The sequence below is a fragment of the Azospirillum sp. INR13 genome (assembly GCF_015390205.1).
Taxonomy (GTDB): Bacteria; Pseudomonadota; Alphaproteobacteria; order Azospirillales; family Azospirillaceae; genus Azospirillum.
In genome coordinates this window covers 1-16,248 of the sequence record NZ_VUOI01000001.1, presented here as the reverse complement: position 1 = coordinate 16,248, position 16,248 = coordinate 1, and the positions used below count along the sequence as shown (strand labels likewise).

The 16,248-nt window shown below is 64.1% G+C and carries 15 protein-coding genes and 2 pseudogenes; 10 read left to right on the top strand and 7 right to left on the bottom strand.

Annotation, left to right across the window (positions count from 1 at the left end; genetic code table 11):
- Nucleotides 1–497: 497 nt before the first annotated feature.
- The 5 genes from F1643_RS00080 (at nucleotide 498) to F1643_RS00060 (ending at nucleotide 6,117) form a co-directional block, all read left to right on the top strand.
- Nucleotides 498–1,001: a hypothetical protein gene (locus F1643_RS00080; RefSeq protein ID WP_194909660.1), complete on the top strand. Its 504-nt coding sequence runs from the start codon at nucleotides 498–500 to the stop codon at nucleotides 999–1,001.
- A 7-nt stretch (nucleotides 1,002–1,008) separates the two neighbouring features.
- Nucleotides 1,009–3,165, top strand: a complete 2,157-nt coding sequence (locus tag F1643_RS00075) for a DDE-type integrase/transposase/recombinase (protein WP_194909658.1) — start codon at nucleotides 1,009–1,011, stop codon at nucleotides 3,163–3,165.
- The gene (locus tag F1643_RS00070; protein WP_194909655.1) at nucleotides 3,095–4,120 is read left to right on the top strand and encodes a TniB family NTP-binding protein; all 1,026 of its coding nucleotides are present in this window, start codon (nucleotides 3,095–3,097) and stop codon (nucleotides 4,118–4,120) included. Before F1643_RS00075 ends, F1643_RS00070 begins: the two co-directional genes overlap by 71 nt.
- Nucleotides 4,120–5,739, top strand: a complete 1,620-nt coding sequence (locus F1643_RS00065) for a TniQ family protein (RefSeq protein ID WP_194909653.1) — start codon at nucleotides 4,120–4,122, stop codon at nucleotides 5,737–5,739. Before F1643_RS00070 ends, F1643_RS00065 begins: the two co-directional genes overlap by 1 nt.
- A gap of 63 nt (nucleotides 5,740–5,802) precedes the next feature.
- Nucleotides 5,803–6,117, top strand: coding sequence for a hypothetical protein (locus F1643_RS00060; protein WP_194909651.1), 315 nt, complete (start codon nucleotides 5,803–5,805; stop codon nucleotides 6,115–6,117).
- Between the two features lie 18 nt (nucleotides 6,118–6,135).
- On the opposite strand, the gene F1643_RS00055 is transcribed toward F1643_RS00060, so the two are convergent.
- The 6 genes from F1643_RS00055 to F1643_RS00030 form a co-directional block, all read right to left on the bottom strand.
- Nucleotides 6,136–6,897 (bottom strand): hypothetical protein, encoded by a 762-nt coding sequence (locus F1643_RS00055; protein ID WP_194909649.1) that lies wholly within the window; start codon nucleotides 6,895–6,897, stop codon nucleotides 6,136–6,138.
- Nucleotides 6,891–7,874: a MarR family transcriptional regulator gene (locus tag F1643_RS00050; RefSeq protein ID WP_194909647.1), complete on the bottom strand. Its 984-nt coding sequence runs from the start codon at nucleotides 7,872–7,874 to the stop codon at nucleotides 6,891–6,893. Before F1643_RS00050 ends, F1643_RS00055 begins: the two co-directional genes overlap by 7 nt.
- Nucleotides 7,875–8,251: 377 nt before the next feature.
- Nucleotides 8,252–8,737 (bottom strand): hypothetical protein, encoded by a 486-nt coding sequence (locus tag F1643_RS00045; protein WP_194909645.1) that lies wholly within the window; start codon nucleotides 8,735–8,737, stop codon nucleotides 8,252–8,254.
- Complete coding sequence (locus F1643_RS00040) at nucleotides 8,734–8,955, bottom strand: hypothetical protein (RefSeq protein WP_194909643.1); 222 nt, start codon at nucleotides 8,953–8,955, stop codon at nucleotides 8,734–8,736. The genes F1643_RS00045 and F1643_RS00040 overlap by 4 nt, the downstream gene beginning before the upstream one ends.
- Before the next feature lie 253 nt (nucleotides 8,956–9,208).
- Entirely contained in the window at nucleotides 9,209–11,896 is a 2,688-nt protein-coding gene (acnA, locus tag F1643_RS00035) for an aconitate hydratase AcnA (RefSeq protein WP_194909642.1), read from the bottom strand.
- A gap of 360 nt (nucleotides 11,897–12,256) precedes the next feature.
- On the bottom strand, nucleotides 12,257–13,180 hold the full coding sequence (locus tag F1643_RS00030) for a cyclopropane-fatty-acyl-phospholipid synthase family protein (protein ID WP_255542252.1): 924 nt from the start codon (nucleotides 13,178–13,180) through the stop codon (nucleotides 12,257–12,259).
- A 396-nt stretch (nucleotides 13,181–13,576) separates the two neighbouring features.
- Between F1643_RS00030 and F1643_RS00025 the strand changes: the two genes are divergently transcribed.
- The 5 genes and pseudogenes from F1643_RS00025 (at nucleotide 13,577) to F1643_RS00010 (ending at nucleotide 15,641) form a co-directional block, all read left to right on the top strand.
- A complete protein-coding gene (locus F1643_RS00025; RefSeq protein ID WP_194909640.1) occupies nucleotides 13,577–14,179 on the top strand; it encodes an NUDIX hydrolase in 603 nt (200 codons plus the stop codon).
- 22 nt (nucleotides 14,180–14,201) lie between these two features.
- Nucleotides 14,202–14,426: pseudogene (locus F1643_RS21875) on the top strand (exonuclease); the annotation flags it as partial.
- A gap of 281 nt (nucleotides 14,427–14,707) precedes the next feature.
- On the top strand, nucleotides 14,708–14,845 hold the full coding sequence (locus F1643_RS21870) for a hypothetical protein (RefSeq protein ID WP_255542251.1): 138 nt from the start codon (nucleotides 14,708–14,710) through the stop codon (nucleotides 14,843–14,845).
- Between the two features lie 74 nt (nucleotides 14,846–14,919).
- Complete coding sequence (locus F1643_RS00015) at nucleotides 14,920–15,204, top strand: YciI family protein (RefSeq protein ID WP_014248716.1); 285 nt, start codon at nucleotides 14,920–14,922, stop codon at nucleotides 15,202–15,204.
- 17 nt (nucleotides 15,205–15,221) lie between these two features.
- A pseudogene (locus F1643_RS00010) lies at nucleotides 15,222–15,641 on the top strand (EVE domain-containing protein).
- Nucleotides 15,642–15,872: 231 nt separating this feature from the next.
- Here F1643_RS00010 and F1643_RS00005 read toward each other — a convergent pair.
- Nucleotides 15,873–16,097 (bottom strand): hypothetical protein, encoded by a 225-nt coding sequence (locus F1643_RS00005; protein WP_194909638.1) that lies wholly within the window; start codon nucleotides 16,095–16,097, stop codon nucleotides 15,873–15,875.
- Between the last annotated feature and the right edge of the window lie 151 nt (nucleotides 16,098–16,248).

Sequence of the window (16,248 nt, the reverse complement as noted above, 5' to 3'; positions counted from 1 at the left end):
TAAGAATTATGGGAGATCTATTCTTGGAATACACCTATTCTATTATCTGCCTAACGTTTGACTCATAAGCATAAGCCGTCGCCTATCCGACTCTCCTCATAGCCTAGTGCCAATATCGAGCTACAAAAGCCGCCATGAATGCTTATTGAAATGGGGGCAGCCAAACGCAACCAAGTGGGGCGATAGAGTGATTCCTCAATGTTGCAGTGAGGCGTTGCGGAGGCCTTTGCCGACCCCAAGGGTGTCGCAGCACGGACATCTTCCGTGATGCTCGGATGAGCGACGGGCAGGACCGATAGCCTGCCATTAAACCCAGCAACACGATCCAGGAGGGACCGGCGTCACCAGACGGCGGGACGGGGAGAGTCATGCCAGATCGCAACGACCAATCATATGGGCACGTCCGGAAGAGCTTGGTAACCAGGCCGTGTCTGCTGGCCAGTCACAAGATGGGTGCGCCGATCGCCTGCGCATCGCCGCTCGAAGCGGAGGCAGCAATGCTGTTCGAGGTCGATCCGGATGTGACTGCCTACAAGGCGCAGCCGGGCTCATTCTCATATGGACCGCTTGGTATGCGCCGCTTCGTCCCGGACTTCGAAGTCGTTCGCCAGGGACGCACTCGATACGTAGAGGTGAAGCCTATGCGATGGGCGCGACGGCCGGAGACGAACAGGGAATTGCGCGCCAAGAAGGCCGCAATGGAGTCCCTCGGGCATGAATACCGGGTGCTCACCGAGATGGAACTGCAACGAGAACCGCGCCTGAGCAATGTGCGGCAGCTGTTCCACTGCCACCAGCATGGACGGACCGTCGCCGATGAGGTGGAGGTTCGTCGGATCCTTGGACGTTGCGACGGGATGAGCATTGATCGGCTCGCCCGCGCGATGGAGGGCATTCATGCGGTGGCAAGGATCATGGGGCTGATCTGTGGTGGCGTGTTGAGCTTTGACGATAGGACCGCCTTGTGCCCGGACACTGTCGTCCGGCTGTGCGGCGAGTGAGACCGTCATGATCACCGTTGATGCCTCTTGCCTGCCGCGGGGAACCGCAATCCGCTTCGGACGGACACACTGCGTGGTGGGTGTGGTCGCGGACGATTTCGTCATTCTCAACGACAGCCTGGGACGGCAGTGGCGCACGGTACCGCGGCCAGAATTCGATGTCGCCTTGGGAAAGAGAAAGGTCGGCGTCTTCTTCCGGGACCGAAACGGACGCATCGACCATGTGCGGATGCGCGGTGGCGAAGCGATCGAATTCACCGGCCCATTGCTGTCTACCGCGCAGTGGCGTGAGAAGATCGTCCGTTTCCTGCTCGACCACTATGATGGGTGCTGCTCGGGTGAGGCGGTGCATGATGCATTCTCGTCGATCCGGCCGCCGCGCGACGTTCTTCCCATTCGGGATCCGCGCACGGTGCGTCGCTGGGTCACCAAGTATCGATCCTGTCCAGATGTTCGCTGCCTGATCGACCGTCATATCGACAAGGGACCGAAGTCCGCCCGCCTGCATCCGAAGCTCCGTGAACTCATTGAGACAGCCATCGACGAGCGCTTCCTCCGGCGTGAGCGCACGACGCTCGGAGACGTGGTCGGACGCCTGAAGCGCTACATTGCCGATGAGAACGCAACCCGGCCACCCGAAGATGCTCTGCACCTGCCGTCTGACGAGACGATTCGCCGGGCGATCCGTCAGCGTGACCCGTATTTCCTGATGGTTGTCCGCGAGGGGCGCAAGGCGGCGGACGAGGCGTTCAAGCCGGTCTACGCCATGCCGTCCGCTGCGTTTCCGGGTGAGGTCGTGATGATGGATTTCGCCGTTCTGGACGTGATGCTGGTCGAAGAGGGGCGCGTGCAGCCAGTGCGTCTTTGGCTTGCCGCGATCATTGACGCCTACAGCCGTCGGATCCTGTCCTTCCATATCTCCGATGGCCCAGACACCCAGGCGGCGCTGGATTGCCTGCGGAAGGCCCTTCTCGAGTCCGGGGTGGTTCCACGGCGAATTCTGGTCGACAACGGTGCGGCGTTCGTTTCCGAACGCTTCCGCCGCGCTTGCGGTGAGCTGAGCATCATCGTCGAGTATTGTGAGGTCGGAACACCGTACCACAAGGGCATCATGGAGCGGGTGTTCAGGACGCTGAACCAGGGGCTTATCCACCGTATCCCAGGCACCACGTTCGGTTCTATTGGACGGCGTGGTGACTACGACCCGGTAGCACACGCTGTCGTGCATCGAGCCGACTTCGAGGCCGCGTTGGATCGGTTCATCCGGGAGGTCTATGAGCTGCGGTTCCATCGCGGTCTGGGTGGCATCCCTGCAGACATCTGGGCGCGGGGCATCGAGAAGCACGGCGCCATGCTTCTCCCCATCGACGAGCGTCTCCTGCGCATCGTTACAGGGCATGAAGAACATCGGCGCCTGTCCCATGGGCAAATCCGCATCGGGAACCTGCACTACAGCGGTCCCGACGTTGATGTGCTGAGGGAGGCGCCGGATAGGATCCTCTGTCGCCACGATCCGGACGATCGCTTGCGGCTCTGGGCCTATAACGCGTCGGGGAGGCGCTGGATCGATCTCGTGTGTGTGGAAAGCGCGGACGCCGCGTCCGTTGCGGCGCTGGCGGCGGCGCGAAGCCAGAGGCCGGGATCAGCGGGATTGCCCGACAGTGATCGCAGGGCACGGCAGGACGAGATTCTCAGCGGGCTGACGAAAGCGTCGGAGGCCAAACCAGCCAATGTTGCCGCACCGAAGTGGCGGCGCGGTGAGACGGTGCCGCCCGGCCTCGCGGTCAAGTCCATGAAGGAGGCAGTGCCGCCGTCCCCCGGCGGCTATGACGATCTCCATGTCCAGGCGGATATCCCCCCGCCACGTTCGTCAGGCAACAAGGAAGGTATCGGTGATCGCGGACCGGGGACAACAGAAGGGATTCGGAAGGATGGACGACGCGCGCAGGGAGGCGCTGGACGAAGTGCCGGGAGTCGGCGGGCCGGCGGACAGCACCTTCCGCACGCCGAACAGGATCCTGACTTCGACCCCTTCGAAATCGACGATGGAGATGACGGGGCGCTCGATGCCTGGGCTCGGGAGCACTACGCCGATGGATGGGCTGATCGCGCCCCTGGGGACGCTGACGATGCCGAGGCGGACGGCGCCGGAGGCGACGGCTGAGGACCGCAAGGCGTCCTTGTCCGGTATGTTCTTCATGCACCGCCGCGCGCGGACCGCGCTGCGCCGGATGGCGGATCTCTATGCGTTTGGGCTCCGTGCCGACCCAGAGGAGGACAAACTGCTCATGCTGCTGGTCGGTGAGAGCGGGTCCGGCAAGAGCCGGGTCGTCCGGAAATTCGCAGAGGAAGTGGTCGGGGCGATCCGTGGTCCTGCCGGGGACGGCAAGGCGGTGCGCGTTACTTGCCCGTCGCGCAATGCGAGCACCAAGGGGATCGCCATGAACATCCTACAGGCTCTGGGCGATCCGCATTGGGAGCGTGGGTCGGAGTCGCGCATGCTTCTGCGTGCCAAGGCCTTCGTGGCGGAACTCGGCGTTGGAATGCTGATCCTCGACGAGGTCCATCATCTGGTCCTGGCGAACTCTAGCGGCTCCGTCGGCACCATGTCGCGGAACGCCAAAGATGCCCTGAAGATGATCTCGGAGAGTCTTCGCATTCCGATCGTCCTGGTCGTCAACGGCGAGGCGGAGGGGCGCCTCATCGCCCAGCCTGAAATCAAGCGCCGTCAACGAGCCCAGTTCTCGATGGAGCCCTTTTCCTGGTCCGATCCCGACGATCGGGCCGAGCATCGCCTGTTTCTCCGTGAACTTGGACGCAGCCTCCCCTTCTCTGCACCATCAGCGCTTCATGCGCTGCCGCTTGCCCGCGCTATTCACGCACATTGCGAGGGGCTGATCGGCCAGACGGTCCAACTCGTCGAGCATGCCCTGGACATCGCGGTTGATGCCGGTGAGCTGGGGATCGACGCATCGGCGCTCCTGGCCGCAGCGGCCGCGCTCTATGGCGGTCGCACTGATCTTGTTCAGTCCTTCGCGGCTGCGGGACAGCTGGACAGCGCGAAGACGGCTCGAGTAGCCAGCCGCCCCACTGGCGTACCGGTTGCGGAGCCACGTTGATGATTCACAATCATTGCTGCTTGGTCGTGAAGCGCGCTCCCGATCCGGACGAATCGATCTTCGGCTACCTTCTGAGGCTGGCAGAGCTCAACATCTATGACCGGCCACTTTGGATTCCGAAGATGGCTGGGTATCAATCGAACCAACGGCTGTCCGTCGATTTCGTGTCGCGCCACCTTCCGACACTGGCGTCCTTGACGGGCGTGTCCCCGGAAGTGCTTCGGAAGATCGGTTATCCGGCGCTCGACGCGGGTTGGGCCTCAGGACGGGTTGCTCTCCCGTCCGGGGTTCCCATCCTGCGCGTCCTGGTCGAGGCGAAGCAGGCGCCGGTCTGCCCCATTTGTTTCCAGGAGGGGCGTCGGACGATTCCTTGGCATTGGGAGATGAGCTTCACAACGGTGTGTCCCGAGCATGGCCGGGTGATGACCCATGAATGCCGGCGCTGTGGTAAGCGCTTGGCCTGGAATCGGCTGGGCGTGGCGACATGCTGTTGCGGCGCCGATTTGGCGGGGATTGTAGGTGGCGCTGCGGAACCGGAGGAACTGGCTCTTGTCCAAATCCTGCTGCGATCCGCGGGAGCGTCCGTGTCGGCGCCTGCCGATGGCGTGTTCTTCCCGGACGGGATCGAACAACTGGAGTTCGATCGCCTGGTGGGCTTGATTACCATGTTGGCGCAGCCGGACTGCATAACGGCGACCCGGGCCATGCAGTCTTTCGGCACGGAGTCCCCGGACCGCCGGCGCTCTCTCTTGATCCGGGTGGCCCGGACGCTGGCGGACTGGCCTCAACGGATCGATGATTACCTGGAGCGGGTGGCGGCGACACACGCTGTGACCAATCGTGGCAATGGGCGAAACGGAAGGTTCGGGGAGTTGTCGAAGGCCATGAGGCGGAACGGCACCCTCGGCTCCATCGGATTCATGCATGAGGCGATCGAAGCCCACCTGGGAAAGCTCAGCCGGGATGGCAAGGCCCTTTTCAGGCAGGTCACCGAGCACACCGGGGTGCTGAGCTTTGGCGGCGTCGCGGCGATCGCGGGCGTGAAGGACCGAAGATTGCTGGAGCGGATGCTCGATGTCGGGCTCTTGGATGGGGCATGCGATAAGGCGGCCCGAGCCAAGGTCATGAACGCAGACATTGCATCAGCTCATCGCCTCGCCCGCCGCATCGAAGGCTCCGTGGGTGTTGATGGCGCGGCCGAACTGCTGGGACTCAGTCGGAAGATCGTCCAGGAGCTGCTGACTGAAGGGGCGCTGGCTGCCTGGCGCGGTCCAGGGCAGCCCCTCGACGGATGGTGGCGCGTCGAGCGCGTGGAGATCGCACGTTTTCTGAAGGCGGCCACCGAGGGCCTGGCGAGCATGCCGCGGCCACTTGGGGCGGTAGAGTTCGCAAATCTCCGGCAGAGTTGTATTCGTCGCTCCGGGCTGGCGCCTGCCGATGTTCTGCGGGCTGTTCGCGAAGGACGTCTGCGCCCGATCGGCCGGAATCCGGATCTGCCGGGTCTTGGCGGCTTGCTGCTGTCCGACGACGGGTTGCGGGCGCTGGCCGCGTCGGCCTGCCCGCTGGATGCAGACGGTCGAGCCGATCTGAACATTCTCGGCGCTGCGCGGGGCGCTTGACCGGAGATGCTGAGGAACGCTTGCCGAGCAGGGCTGCTAGCGCATGTGGTGAGCGGTGGCAGCATGCGGCAGCGCTTCCGCGTACGGCCGGATGACGCCGATCGGTTCCTGCGGGACTTCGCCGACATCGTGACGCTGAACGAGGCGTGCGGCGGCATTGGACTCCGCGCCGTGAAGCTGCGCCTCGACGCAGCGGGCGTGCGGCCGGCCGGCGCGGGCGGGAAGATCGGAAGACCGAGGCCGTTCTATTTGCGAGAGGAGGCGGAAACGGCGTTGCTGATGGTGAGTGCATCTCGGGCACCTGCCGAGACGGGCCGTGATCTCGACGCCTGCCCTTTCGATGAAGATGAGGCTCCTGAAGAGCCTCGCCCTCGTTAATTGTAGAGATGTCGGTTATTATCCGCCATCGAGACCGTAGATCGCTTTGAGGGCCTGGATCATCTCGCCAGCCCTGGTGCCGACCAGCCCGTAAGGCTTGAGATCAAGTGCGGGATCCTGGCCGCTCAAGAACTGTGCGATGTCATCCTTGATCTGAGGGGGCGCCGCGATGCGCGCATCGGGATCCACCATCGCGAAGAGCCTGAAGATATCGTTTCGGTGCTTGGTGATGTTCTTGCTGTCACCGCCTCCGCCACTCGCTTTCTGAGCCGAGAGTTGTTTCCACGCGTATGCCTTCAAGGCGATCAATCCCAACGGATCGACCAGCGGGAGGTCGCCGATCATGTGCTTGCGCTCGTGAAGGAATGCGTAATAGGTGTCGTCGAGCAGGATCGCGGACAGGCTCTCAGCCTCCTCTCCGGCTGGAATTGGGGTGAGATGTTGTCCTTCGGCCAGGGTGAGCGCGTCCGGCTTGCGGGAGAACAGCTCGAGCATTTCCGGGAAGGACGGGTCCGTCGGCTTCTGGAAGCGGTAAAAGACCCGCTTGCCTTCGCCACGCTCCTGGCGTTCGTAGCCGCCCTGCTTGATGAACGCCCAGAAGTGGTTCACGAATCCAGGATCGAGCACCTCAAGGCACAGGACTATGTCCAGGTCCTTGGTTGCCCGGGCGTCGATTCCGGCTTCTTCCATGGCGACAACGAGCGCTGTTCCACCTATCAGAACGAATTGGTTCTCGTAGCCCTTGAAGTGGCTGGCGAAGCGGTCAAGTCCTTTTACCATGCGATCGTCTCCATCATTTCCTCCAAAGCCAAGGTGACACGCTCGTCCTCGATCTCCGCAAGACTGAGGGCCAGCGAGAACGGATCAACTCGCCCATCGCGGCCGGCGATGGTGGGGTCGTACGCCCAAATTTGCAGCAGGCAGGTGCCGGTATCCCCGACTGGGATCACCTCGGGAGCGGTGTCGCGGATCATCGACCAGCCGTTCGGGCCGACGGCATAGACAGGTTCCGCCGGGGCGACGAGCATACTCATCTTCGCCAGGGCACTCTCGCCAGCGAGCAAGGGCTCCGCCGTTGAAATGTCCTCGACATGGAAGCGCAGTGTTTTGCGCACCGGGTCGCGCAGTCTTGGACGTGCCGCGTTCCAAAGTTGCTGCCCTTGCCAGCTGAAGTGCAGGCGCCGCTCGTGGCGGTGCCGCGTTGTTCTGGCCAAGCCGACGCTTTCGAGTTCGTCAAAGACCCTGCTCATTGTCATTCTCGTGTACCCGAGGAGCTTGGCCATGTCCCGAGCGGCGAGTCCGTCTCGGACGGAACCGGAAAGGACCGCTATCACCGTAGCTTGCGTTGCTGGGCTCAGGTGCTGACCGACAGAGGAAGGCTTTCGCCCTCCCCTCGTGCGGGCGGCGATGCCAAGGTCCGGCCAATGGAGCTGAACATCCGGCACAACGAAGGGGATGCCGCGCTCAACCAAGCGGTTCCGCACATATCCCGGTAGCTGTTCAGCGATCAGGACGTAGCTGTCTTGAACGGACGCCGGGAACTGGCGCACCTGCTTCTCGAAAGCGGCTGGGGAGAAGTCGTCAGGGTTGCGTAGCACAAGGCCGGTGCTTTCATTCCGTCCGAAGCGCACGGCGTACAGCCCGAAACGTTGGCGCAAGAACACGGGCAGACCTGCAGTCTGTCGCGGATCGATGGATGGCTCGGAACCGGTCATGCGGCCGATGTATCGTCCGAACGCCTCGAGAAGTGGTTCCATTGGAGCATCCTTAGGTAACATCGAATTGCAAGATAACATCGTCAATGTTATTTTGCAATTCGATGTTACTCGTGGCCGGTTTTTCTAGCATTCACAAGCTGTTAAGCGTCCAGAGGACATGAGAGCGAAGGGCATCGCGTAGGCGACATGCTGACTTGGCTCGGCAGCGGATTGAGCAGTACGGACGGTTGATTCGGTGTGCCGCGACTCCATTTCCCCGACGTGATATTGCGCCGAATGAACCGCTCTCGCACAATTGTTGCGCGGACGCCTTCTTGGATTCGCGACGGACGGGAATTCCATAGGCCGGAGGCTTAAGTCTATGGCGGGTAAGATCTCGACGTGGACAGCTTTCGTGTGCCCCAACAATCGTTACGTCAGCCCGCCGCGAAGGCGTCGAAGAACAGCCCTGCCGTCTCCTGGTTCGCGTGGCGGCGGGAGAGCTGGTAGCTCAGTTCGAGGATGTTCTTTGCGGGCACTTGGCAGGGCATGAACAGCTTGCGCACCAGCAGAGTGGCCGCCAATTCCTGCACCAGATGGAAGTGGCTATTTTTCCAGGCCTCTTCCTTGAAATGGACGATCTTGAAGCGGCTGAGCCGGAACGCCAGGACCCCGGCGATCTTGCCGGGTGAAATGCCGTGGGTACGGGAGCGGCGCGCCTGCATAGCCTGCACGTCGATCTCCGCCTCGTCGATGGCGAGGGCAAGCTCCTGCTGGCTGTACTCGACGCAGGACAGGGGCAGCCGGAAGACGCGGCACGCCTCGATCAGGAAGCCGACATAGTCAGTGTAGATCTGCTGTCGGATATTGTCGGAAATGATGATTGGGGGAGCGGATGCCGCCGCACCGGCACCGCCGCTCATTCCTGTTCGATACCCAACAGCCGGCGGAAGGCCGCCACGTCGACGTCGTCGGACGCGTTCTGCTCCAGCGAACGGCGGACCAGCGCATCCAGCTCTTCCGAGGTGCGGATGCCGTGGTTCAGGCAGACCTCGCCGCGGCTGCCCCTGAGGCTCATCATCGTCCTGATGGACTCCTGAAGGAGTTCGGGATTGTCGACGACGTCCTGAAGGTTTGGCATGGCGTTAACCCATGTTGTTCGCCCCGGCTCGCGCACGGCGCGGATCCGAAGGCCGGGTTCGAGGACCTGTACACATAGGTAGGTTCCTAGCTACCTACCTATCGGAAGGGGTAGGGCAATGGTCGCCTAGGGTCAAGCGCCTTTTCCGAGAGAGAGGCGCTTCCGTACCACACGCTCTGGTGTCGTATCCTGCTGTCTCAGGGCTGCCGGCCGGGAAAGGTGTTCCCTGCCGGCAGTTTATTGGAGCACAGCCTTACTTCGCCAGATTCCGCAGCACGAAGTTCAGCACGCCGCCGTTCCTGTAATACTCCACCTCGTCGACCGTATCGATGCGCAGCAGGAGCGGGTAGGTCTCCACCTTGCCGTCGGCGCGGGTCAGGGTCAGTGTCACGTCCTTGCGCGGGCGCAGGTCCTGTTCGATGCCGGCGATGTCGAAGGTCTCCGACCCGTCCAGCTTCAACTCGGTGCGGGTCAGGCCGTCCTTGAACTGCAAGGGCAGGATGCCCATGCCGACGAGATTGGAGCGGTGGATGCGCTCGAAGCTCTCGGCGATCACCGCGCGGATGCCCAGCAGCCGGGTGCCCTTCGCCGCCCAGTCGCGGCTCGACCCCGTTCCGTATTCCTTGCCGGCGACCACGACCAGCGGCACGCCTTCGTCGGCGTAGCGCATGGCGGCGGTGTAGATCGGCAGCCGTTCGCCCGACGGATAATGCTTCGTCTCGCCGCCCTCCACGCCGGGGATCAGCTCGTTGCGGATGCGGATGTTGGCGAAGGTGCCGCGCATCATGACTTCATGGTTGCCGCGGCGGGCGCCGTAGCTGTTGAAATCTTGCGGACGGACCTGATAGCTCAGCAGATATTCGCCGGCCGGGCTGGTCCGCTTGATCGAACCGGCGGGGGAGATGTGGTCGGTGGTGATCGAATCGCCCAGCACCGCCAGCGCCCGCGCCCCGCGCACGTCCGACACCGGGTCCGGCGTCTTGGTCAGGCCGCTGAAGAAGGGCGGCAGCTTCACATAGGTGGAGCCCTCCTGCCACTGGTAGGTCTGGCCCTCCGCCGTGGCGATGGCCTGCCACTGCTCCGGGCCCTTGAACACGTCGGAATAGCGGCTGCGGAACATGTCCGCGGTCAGCGAGGCGTCGATGGCGTCCTGAACCTCCCGGTTGGTCGGCCAGATGTCCTTCAGATAGACCGGGCCGTCGGTGCCCTCGCCGATCGGGTCCGTCGTCAGGTCGATGTTCAGGTTGCCGGCCAGCGCATAGGCGACGCACAGCGGCGGCGAGGCCAGATAATTGGCGCGGGTGTGCGGGTTGACCCGCCCTTCGAAGTTGCGGTTGCCCGACAGTACGGCGCCGACTACGAGGTTGCCCTCCTCCACCGCCGCGGCGATGGGCTCCGGCAGCGGGCCGGAATTGCCGATGCAGGTGGTGCAGCCATAGCCGACGATGTTGAAGCCGATGCGGTCCAGATAGGGCTGCAGCCCGGCCTTGGCGAGATAGTCGGTGACCACCTGGCTGCCCGGCGCCAGCGAGGTCTTCACCCAAGGCTTTTGCTTCAGCCCCTTTTCCACCGCCTTCTTGGCCAGCAGGCCGGCGGCGACCAGCACCGCCGGGTTGGAGGTGTTGGTGCAGGAGGTGATGGCGGCGATCACGACCGCGCCCTGTTCCAGGCTGTAATCGGCGCCCTTCACCGGAACCGCCTTGTTGGGGTCGTCCGCCTTGTAGGCCTCGGTCATGTCCTTGGCGAAGCCCTGGGCAAGGGCCGACAAGGCAACGCGGTCCTGCGGACGCTTCGGGCCGGCCAGCGACGGCTCCACCGTGGCCATGTCCAGTTCGAGAACCTCGGTGAAGACCGGATCGGGGCTGTTCGGTTCGCGCCACATGCCCTGGGCCTTGGCATAGGCCTCGACCAGCGCCACGCGGTCGGGGTCGCGGCCGGTGAAGGTCAGATAACGGATGGTCTCGGCGTCGATGGGGAAGATGCCGCAGGTGGCGCCATATTCCGGCGCCATGTTGCCGATGGTGGCGCGGTCGGGCAGCGTCATGCTGTCCAGGCCCGGCCCGAAGAACTCGACGAACTTGCCGACCACGCCCTTCTTGCGCAGCATCTGGGTGACGGTCAGCACGAGGTCGGTGGCGGTCATGCCTTCCTTCATCCGGCCGGTCAGCTTGAAGCCGACGACTTCCGGGATCAACATGGAGATCGGCTGGCCCAGCATCGCGGCCTCGGCCTCGATGCCGCCGACGCCCCAGCCCAGAACGGACAGGCCGTTGACCATGGTGGTGTGGCTGTCGGTGCCGACCAGCGTGTCGGGATAGGCCACCGGCTTGCCCGACGGGTCGTTGTCGGCCCACACCACCTGCGCCAGATATTCGGTGTTCACCTGATGGCAGATGCCGGTGCCCGGCGGCACGACGCGGAAATTGTCGAAAGCCTTCTGGCCCCAGCGCAGGAAGGCGTAGCGTTCCAGGTTGCGTTCGAACTCAAGCTCGACATTCTTCTCGAAGGCGTCGTTGCCGCCGAAGTAATCGACCATCACCGAATGATCGATGACGAGGTCGACCGGCACCAGCGGGTTGATCTTCGCCGGATCGCCGCCCAGCGACGCCATCGCCTCGCGCATCGCCGCCAGATCGCAGACCGCCGGCACGCCGGTGAAGTCCTGCATCAGCACCCGTGCGGGCCGATAGGCGATTTCACGGTCGGACCGCTTGTCGACCAGCCATTGGGCCACCGCCTTCACGTCGTCGACGGAGACGGTGCGCCCGTCCTCGAAGCGCAGCAGGTTTTCCAGCAGCACCTTCATCGAGAACGGTAGCCGCGACAGATCGCCGAGGCCCGCCTCCTCGGCGGCCTTCAGGCTGAAATAGTCGTAGCTCTTGCCGCCCGCGCTGAGCGAGCGGCGGGTCTTCAGCGAATCCTGACCGGTGAAGGTGGTCACGGGAAGCCTCCATGGTTCTTGAATTGGGGCCTTTGGGTCGGGCGTGCGCCTTGGGCGGCGCTTGGGAGAGCGCTTCGGTTACGGTCCGGCTGATGACGGTCAGAAGGACGCCGGAGATCGTCCAAAAGACTGGGACGGCCGCCACGGCGCCCGCGCGTCATGCAGGCAAGATGTAGGGCGTGGTCTGTACAGATCAAACGCTTGGCACGAAGAAAGCGGGAGCATGGGCATGGTCGTGGAGCATCGCCCGGACCCAATCCGCCGGTCCGATCTTAGGGCGATATCCATCGAACATCCTATGCCATTTCAGCAGATTCTCTCTTTATTCATATGAACATTAGAGAGGTCTGCTCCGCCGCCTTATGCAGGCTTTATCGCCACATAGCGCACGAAGCGCAGGCCGCTGCCCAGCACCTTCAGCCGTGCCCACCACAGGGCAAGCTCGCGCTTCAGCGCCGTCAGCACCGGCGCCGGCGGTACGGCGTTCGTCAGCGTGTCTGCCAGCTTGCGCACCCGGTCGATGATGTGGCGGCGGTGCAACTGGGTCAGATCCTCGGAAATGCGCAGGTCGAGGTTGCGTTGCGTCAACTCGTCGGCCATGCGGGTGGCGGTCCAGGGATAGACCTCCATCGGCTCCTCGTCCCGCCATGCGCTCCAGGCATCCCAGGAGCCGGGGGCGCCGTCGATCACGTAATCGAACAGGGCAATGCCGCCTTTGGGCTTCACGCAGTCGCCGACCCGGTCCAGGAACAGCTCCTTGTCGCGCACCCGGTGGACGATGCGGTCGGCCATCACCAGGTCGAAGCTGCCGGCCTGGTTGAAATGCTCCGGGTCGTAATGGGCGATCGGCGCCTTCTTCGACAGTCCCAGCGCCTTCGACCGGTCCATCGCCAGCTTCGCCAGCAGCGGCGACGGTTCCAGCCCGGTCACCCAGGTGTCGCAGCTCTCCACCAGGGCGCGGGCGGTGCCTCCCAGACCGGCCGACAGGTCCAGCACGCTCTTGGCCGGATTCAGGCCGAAGGAGCGGACCGAGTCGAGCATCCACGCCGCTTCCTCCGGCCCGGTCATGTCCTGGCCCCACAGAAGCTGTGCCCCCTCGCTGCGTGCCGGCGACCAGACGGGTTCGCCGTGGCGGTCGAGTTGCATCAACGCCAGCCGATCCAGTTCCGGATTGCCGCCAGCCGCTGGTCCGGGGGCAAGCGGATCGTCCGCAGCGGGGAAGGGGGCGGAAAGACCGAACGCGGTGCCGACCGCATTGACCGGCCCGTTTCTGCGCTGGTCCATCGAGTTACGCAGGGCAGACCGGTTCGTAACGCGGGGCAGGCGGGACAGGTCATACCCTTCCCACCAAGCGGCCAGACGGATACGCCAGTCAGGATTTCGCCACCGCTCCAAATCCTGTGGACCGAACTGAGGAGCCACGCAGCTTCCCTTTCCAGGTCAATGGGCAGGCCGTTGCCTCACCCTTTCGGAGTATGGCTGCGACTTTTCCTGCTGCAATTTAGAAGTAAGAGCGGTCGATTTGTCTGTCAAGAAAACCATTATTTAACGATTTGGACTTCGTTTCACTTAATTGTTGGAAATTTTATCATTTTTGTCTGTGACCTGCTGCGGTGCGGCCATTGCGACCGGGTGGCTGTCTCCCTATACTCCCGTCGCAACCGACGGAGGGGGCCTCGCGTGCCGATCGAAACCGGTGAGTCCACCGGCAATCCCTGGACCGTGCTGACCAGCACGACGAAGTACGAGAATGCCTGGATGGAGGTGGTCGAACATAAGGTTCTGACTCCGAAGGGCGCTCCCGGCATCTACGGCGTCGTCCATCCCCGCAGCCTCGCCACCGGCGTGGTGCCGATCCACGATGACGGCACGGTGACCCTGGTCGGCCAGTATCGATTTCCGCTGAAGCAATACAGCTGGGAAATTCCGGAAGGCGGCGGGCGCAAGGGGGTGGAGCCGCAGGAGTCGGCGGCGCGCGAATTGCGTGAGGAAACCGGCCTGACGGCGCGGCGCTGGATGCCGCTGATGAAACTGCACCTGTCCAACTGCATCACCGACGAGGTGGCATATACCTTCGTCGCCTGGGGTCTGGAGCAGGGCGAGGCCACTCCCGACGAGACCGAGGTGCTGGCGGTTCGCCGCGTGCCCTTCGCCGAGGTGATCGACATGGTGCTGGCCGGCGCCATCACCGATGCCATGGCGGTCGCCAGCCTGCTGAAGCTGCGGGTGCTGGCGGCGGAAGAGGCGCTGCCCGAGGATCTCGCCGGCATTCTCCGCCTCTGACCCGCCTGCAAATCGGACATCAATGACCGTCATCACCGGCCACGCCGTCGCCATCGATTTCGAAACCGCCAACGAGACCCGCACCAGCGCCTGCTCCATCGGCGTCGCCTGGATCGAGAACGGCCGCGTGGCCGGGACGGAGGAACACCTGATCCGCCCGCGGGAGTTGCGCTTCAACTCCTTCAACAGCGCTATCCACGGCATCCGGGAAGAGGATGTGGCCGGAGCGCCCGAATTCCCGGAGGTATGGGCGGCCTTGCGCGAGCGGGTGCAGGGCCGGCTGATCCTGGCGCACAACGCCGCCTTTCGACCTCAGCGTCTTGCGCCACACCCTGACCGACTACGGGCTCGACTGGCCCGCCTGCGACTATCTCTGCACGGTCGTGCTGGCGCGCCGTGCCTGGCCGACGCTGACCGCGCACAGGCTGAACCATCTGGCCGACTTCCTGGGCATTCGCGCTGGACCACCACCATGCCGGCAGCGACGCCGAGGCCTGCGGCCGCATCGCGCTGGCCGCAACGCAGGAAATGGGGCTGCGCGGCTTCGGCGAGATCGAGGGCACCGGCATCAGCCTGGGCCGCATCGCGCCCGGCGGCTATTCCCCCTGCAAAGGCGGCAAGGGCCGCGGCAAGGCGCCGCCGCGGCGTCCGCGCGTGGTGGCGTGAAGCTGCAGGCGGCGCTTTCCCGCCGCAGTCCCCTGCGCTAGGCTCCCGCTCCACCGAATGGAGGAGGGGACCGCATGCTGTTCATGTTCCATTGCGTCGACAAGGCGGGTGCCGCCGATGTCCGCGCCGCCAACCGTGCCGAGCATCTGGCTTATCTGGAGGCCAACGCCGACCGCATCTTCGCTGCCGGCCCGCTGCTGTCGGACGACCAGAGCGGCATGGTCGGCAGCCTGCTGATCGTCGAGTGCGCCGATGCCGCCGCCGCGCAGGCGTTCGCCGCCGGCGACCCCTATGCCAAGGCCGGCCTGTTCGACAGCGTGACGATCCGGCCCTGGCGCCGCGTCTACCCCAAGGCCTGAGCGGGAGAGCGCCGGCTATGGCCTACTGGTTTGGTAAAATCCGAGCCGTTCAAATATTCCTGGGACCGCATGGTCGCCGATGGCCGACCCATTGGGACGGGGTGCGCAATTATCAGGCGTCCAACAATCTGAAGGCGATGGAGGTGGGCGACCGGGCCTTCTTCTATCACTCCAACGAAGGCCTGGAGATCGTCGGCATCGTCGAGATCGTCCGCACCTATTACCCGGACCCCAGCGATGAGTCCGGCCGCTTCGGCATGGTCGACGTTGCCCCGGTGATGCCGGTGCGGACGCCCGTCACGCTGAAGCAGATCAAGGCCGACCCGCTGCTGCAGTCGATGGCCCTGGTCCGCCAGTCCCGCCTGTCGGTCTGTCCGGTCAGCGAAGACGAATGGGCGCGGGTGTGCGATCTGGCGGGGGTCGGCGTTCCGGCCTGAGGGGGCGTGAGGAACTGAGGTGACACTTGCCCCCACCCCAACCCTCCCCCGCTCTCGGCCGACCGAAGGTCGGTCCGATGCGGGGGAGGGGACAAGTGCTTGGTCGGGTAGCGGCAGTCCCTCCCCCGCCCAGCTCTCGCACAAAGCCATGCTTTGTGCTGACGCGGCAGGCGGACCGTAGGTCGCTGAGAGCGGGGGAGGTTTAGGTGGGGGTCCAACGTACCCGCAAGATCACTCCGCCGCCTCCCGCATCACAGTGCGGAAGTCGCAGGTCGCCTGCTTCATGCGCCGGGCGATGTCCGCCACGCTGGCGGCGGAATTCACGTTGAGGGGAGCGCCAAGCGTGCGCAGCGTGGCGTCGATGGCCATCAGGCTGGTGCGGTCGGCCAGACCGGCGAGGCGGTCGCTGCGCTCGCCGGTTTCGGGAAGATCGTCCGCGTTCGTGGTGCTGGGCATTGCGATCCTTGCGGCGATGATCGTTACCGTGATGCAGCAACTCTATAGCGGCCACCCGGTTAAGGTCGGGTTAAGCAAGGATCGCCCGTTACAAGACCGTCATGACGCGTTTTGCACTGCGGCGCGGCGGATGGTCGCGGCAAAGGGACCG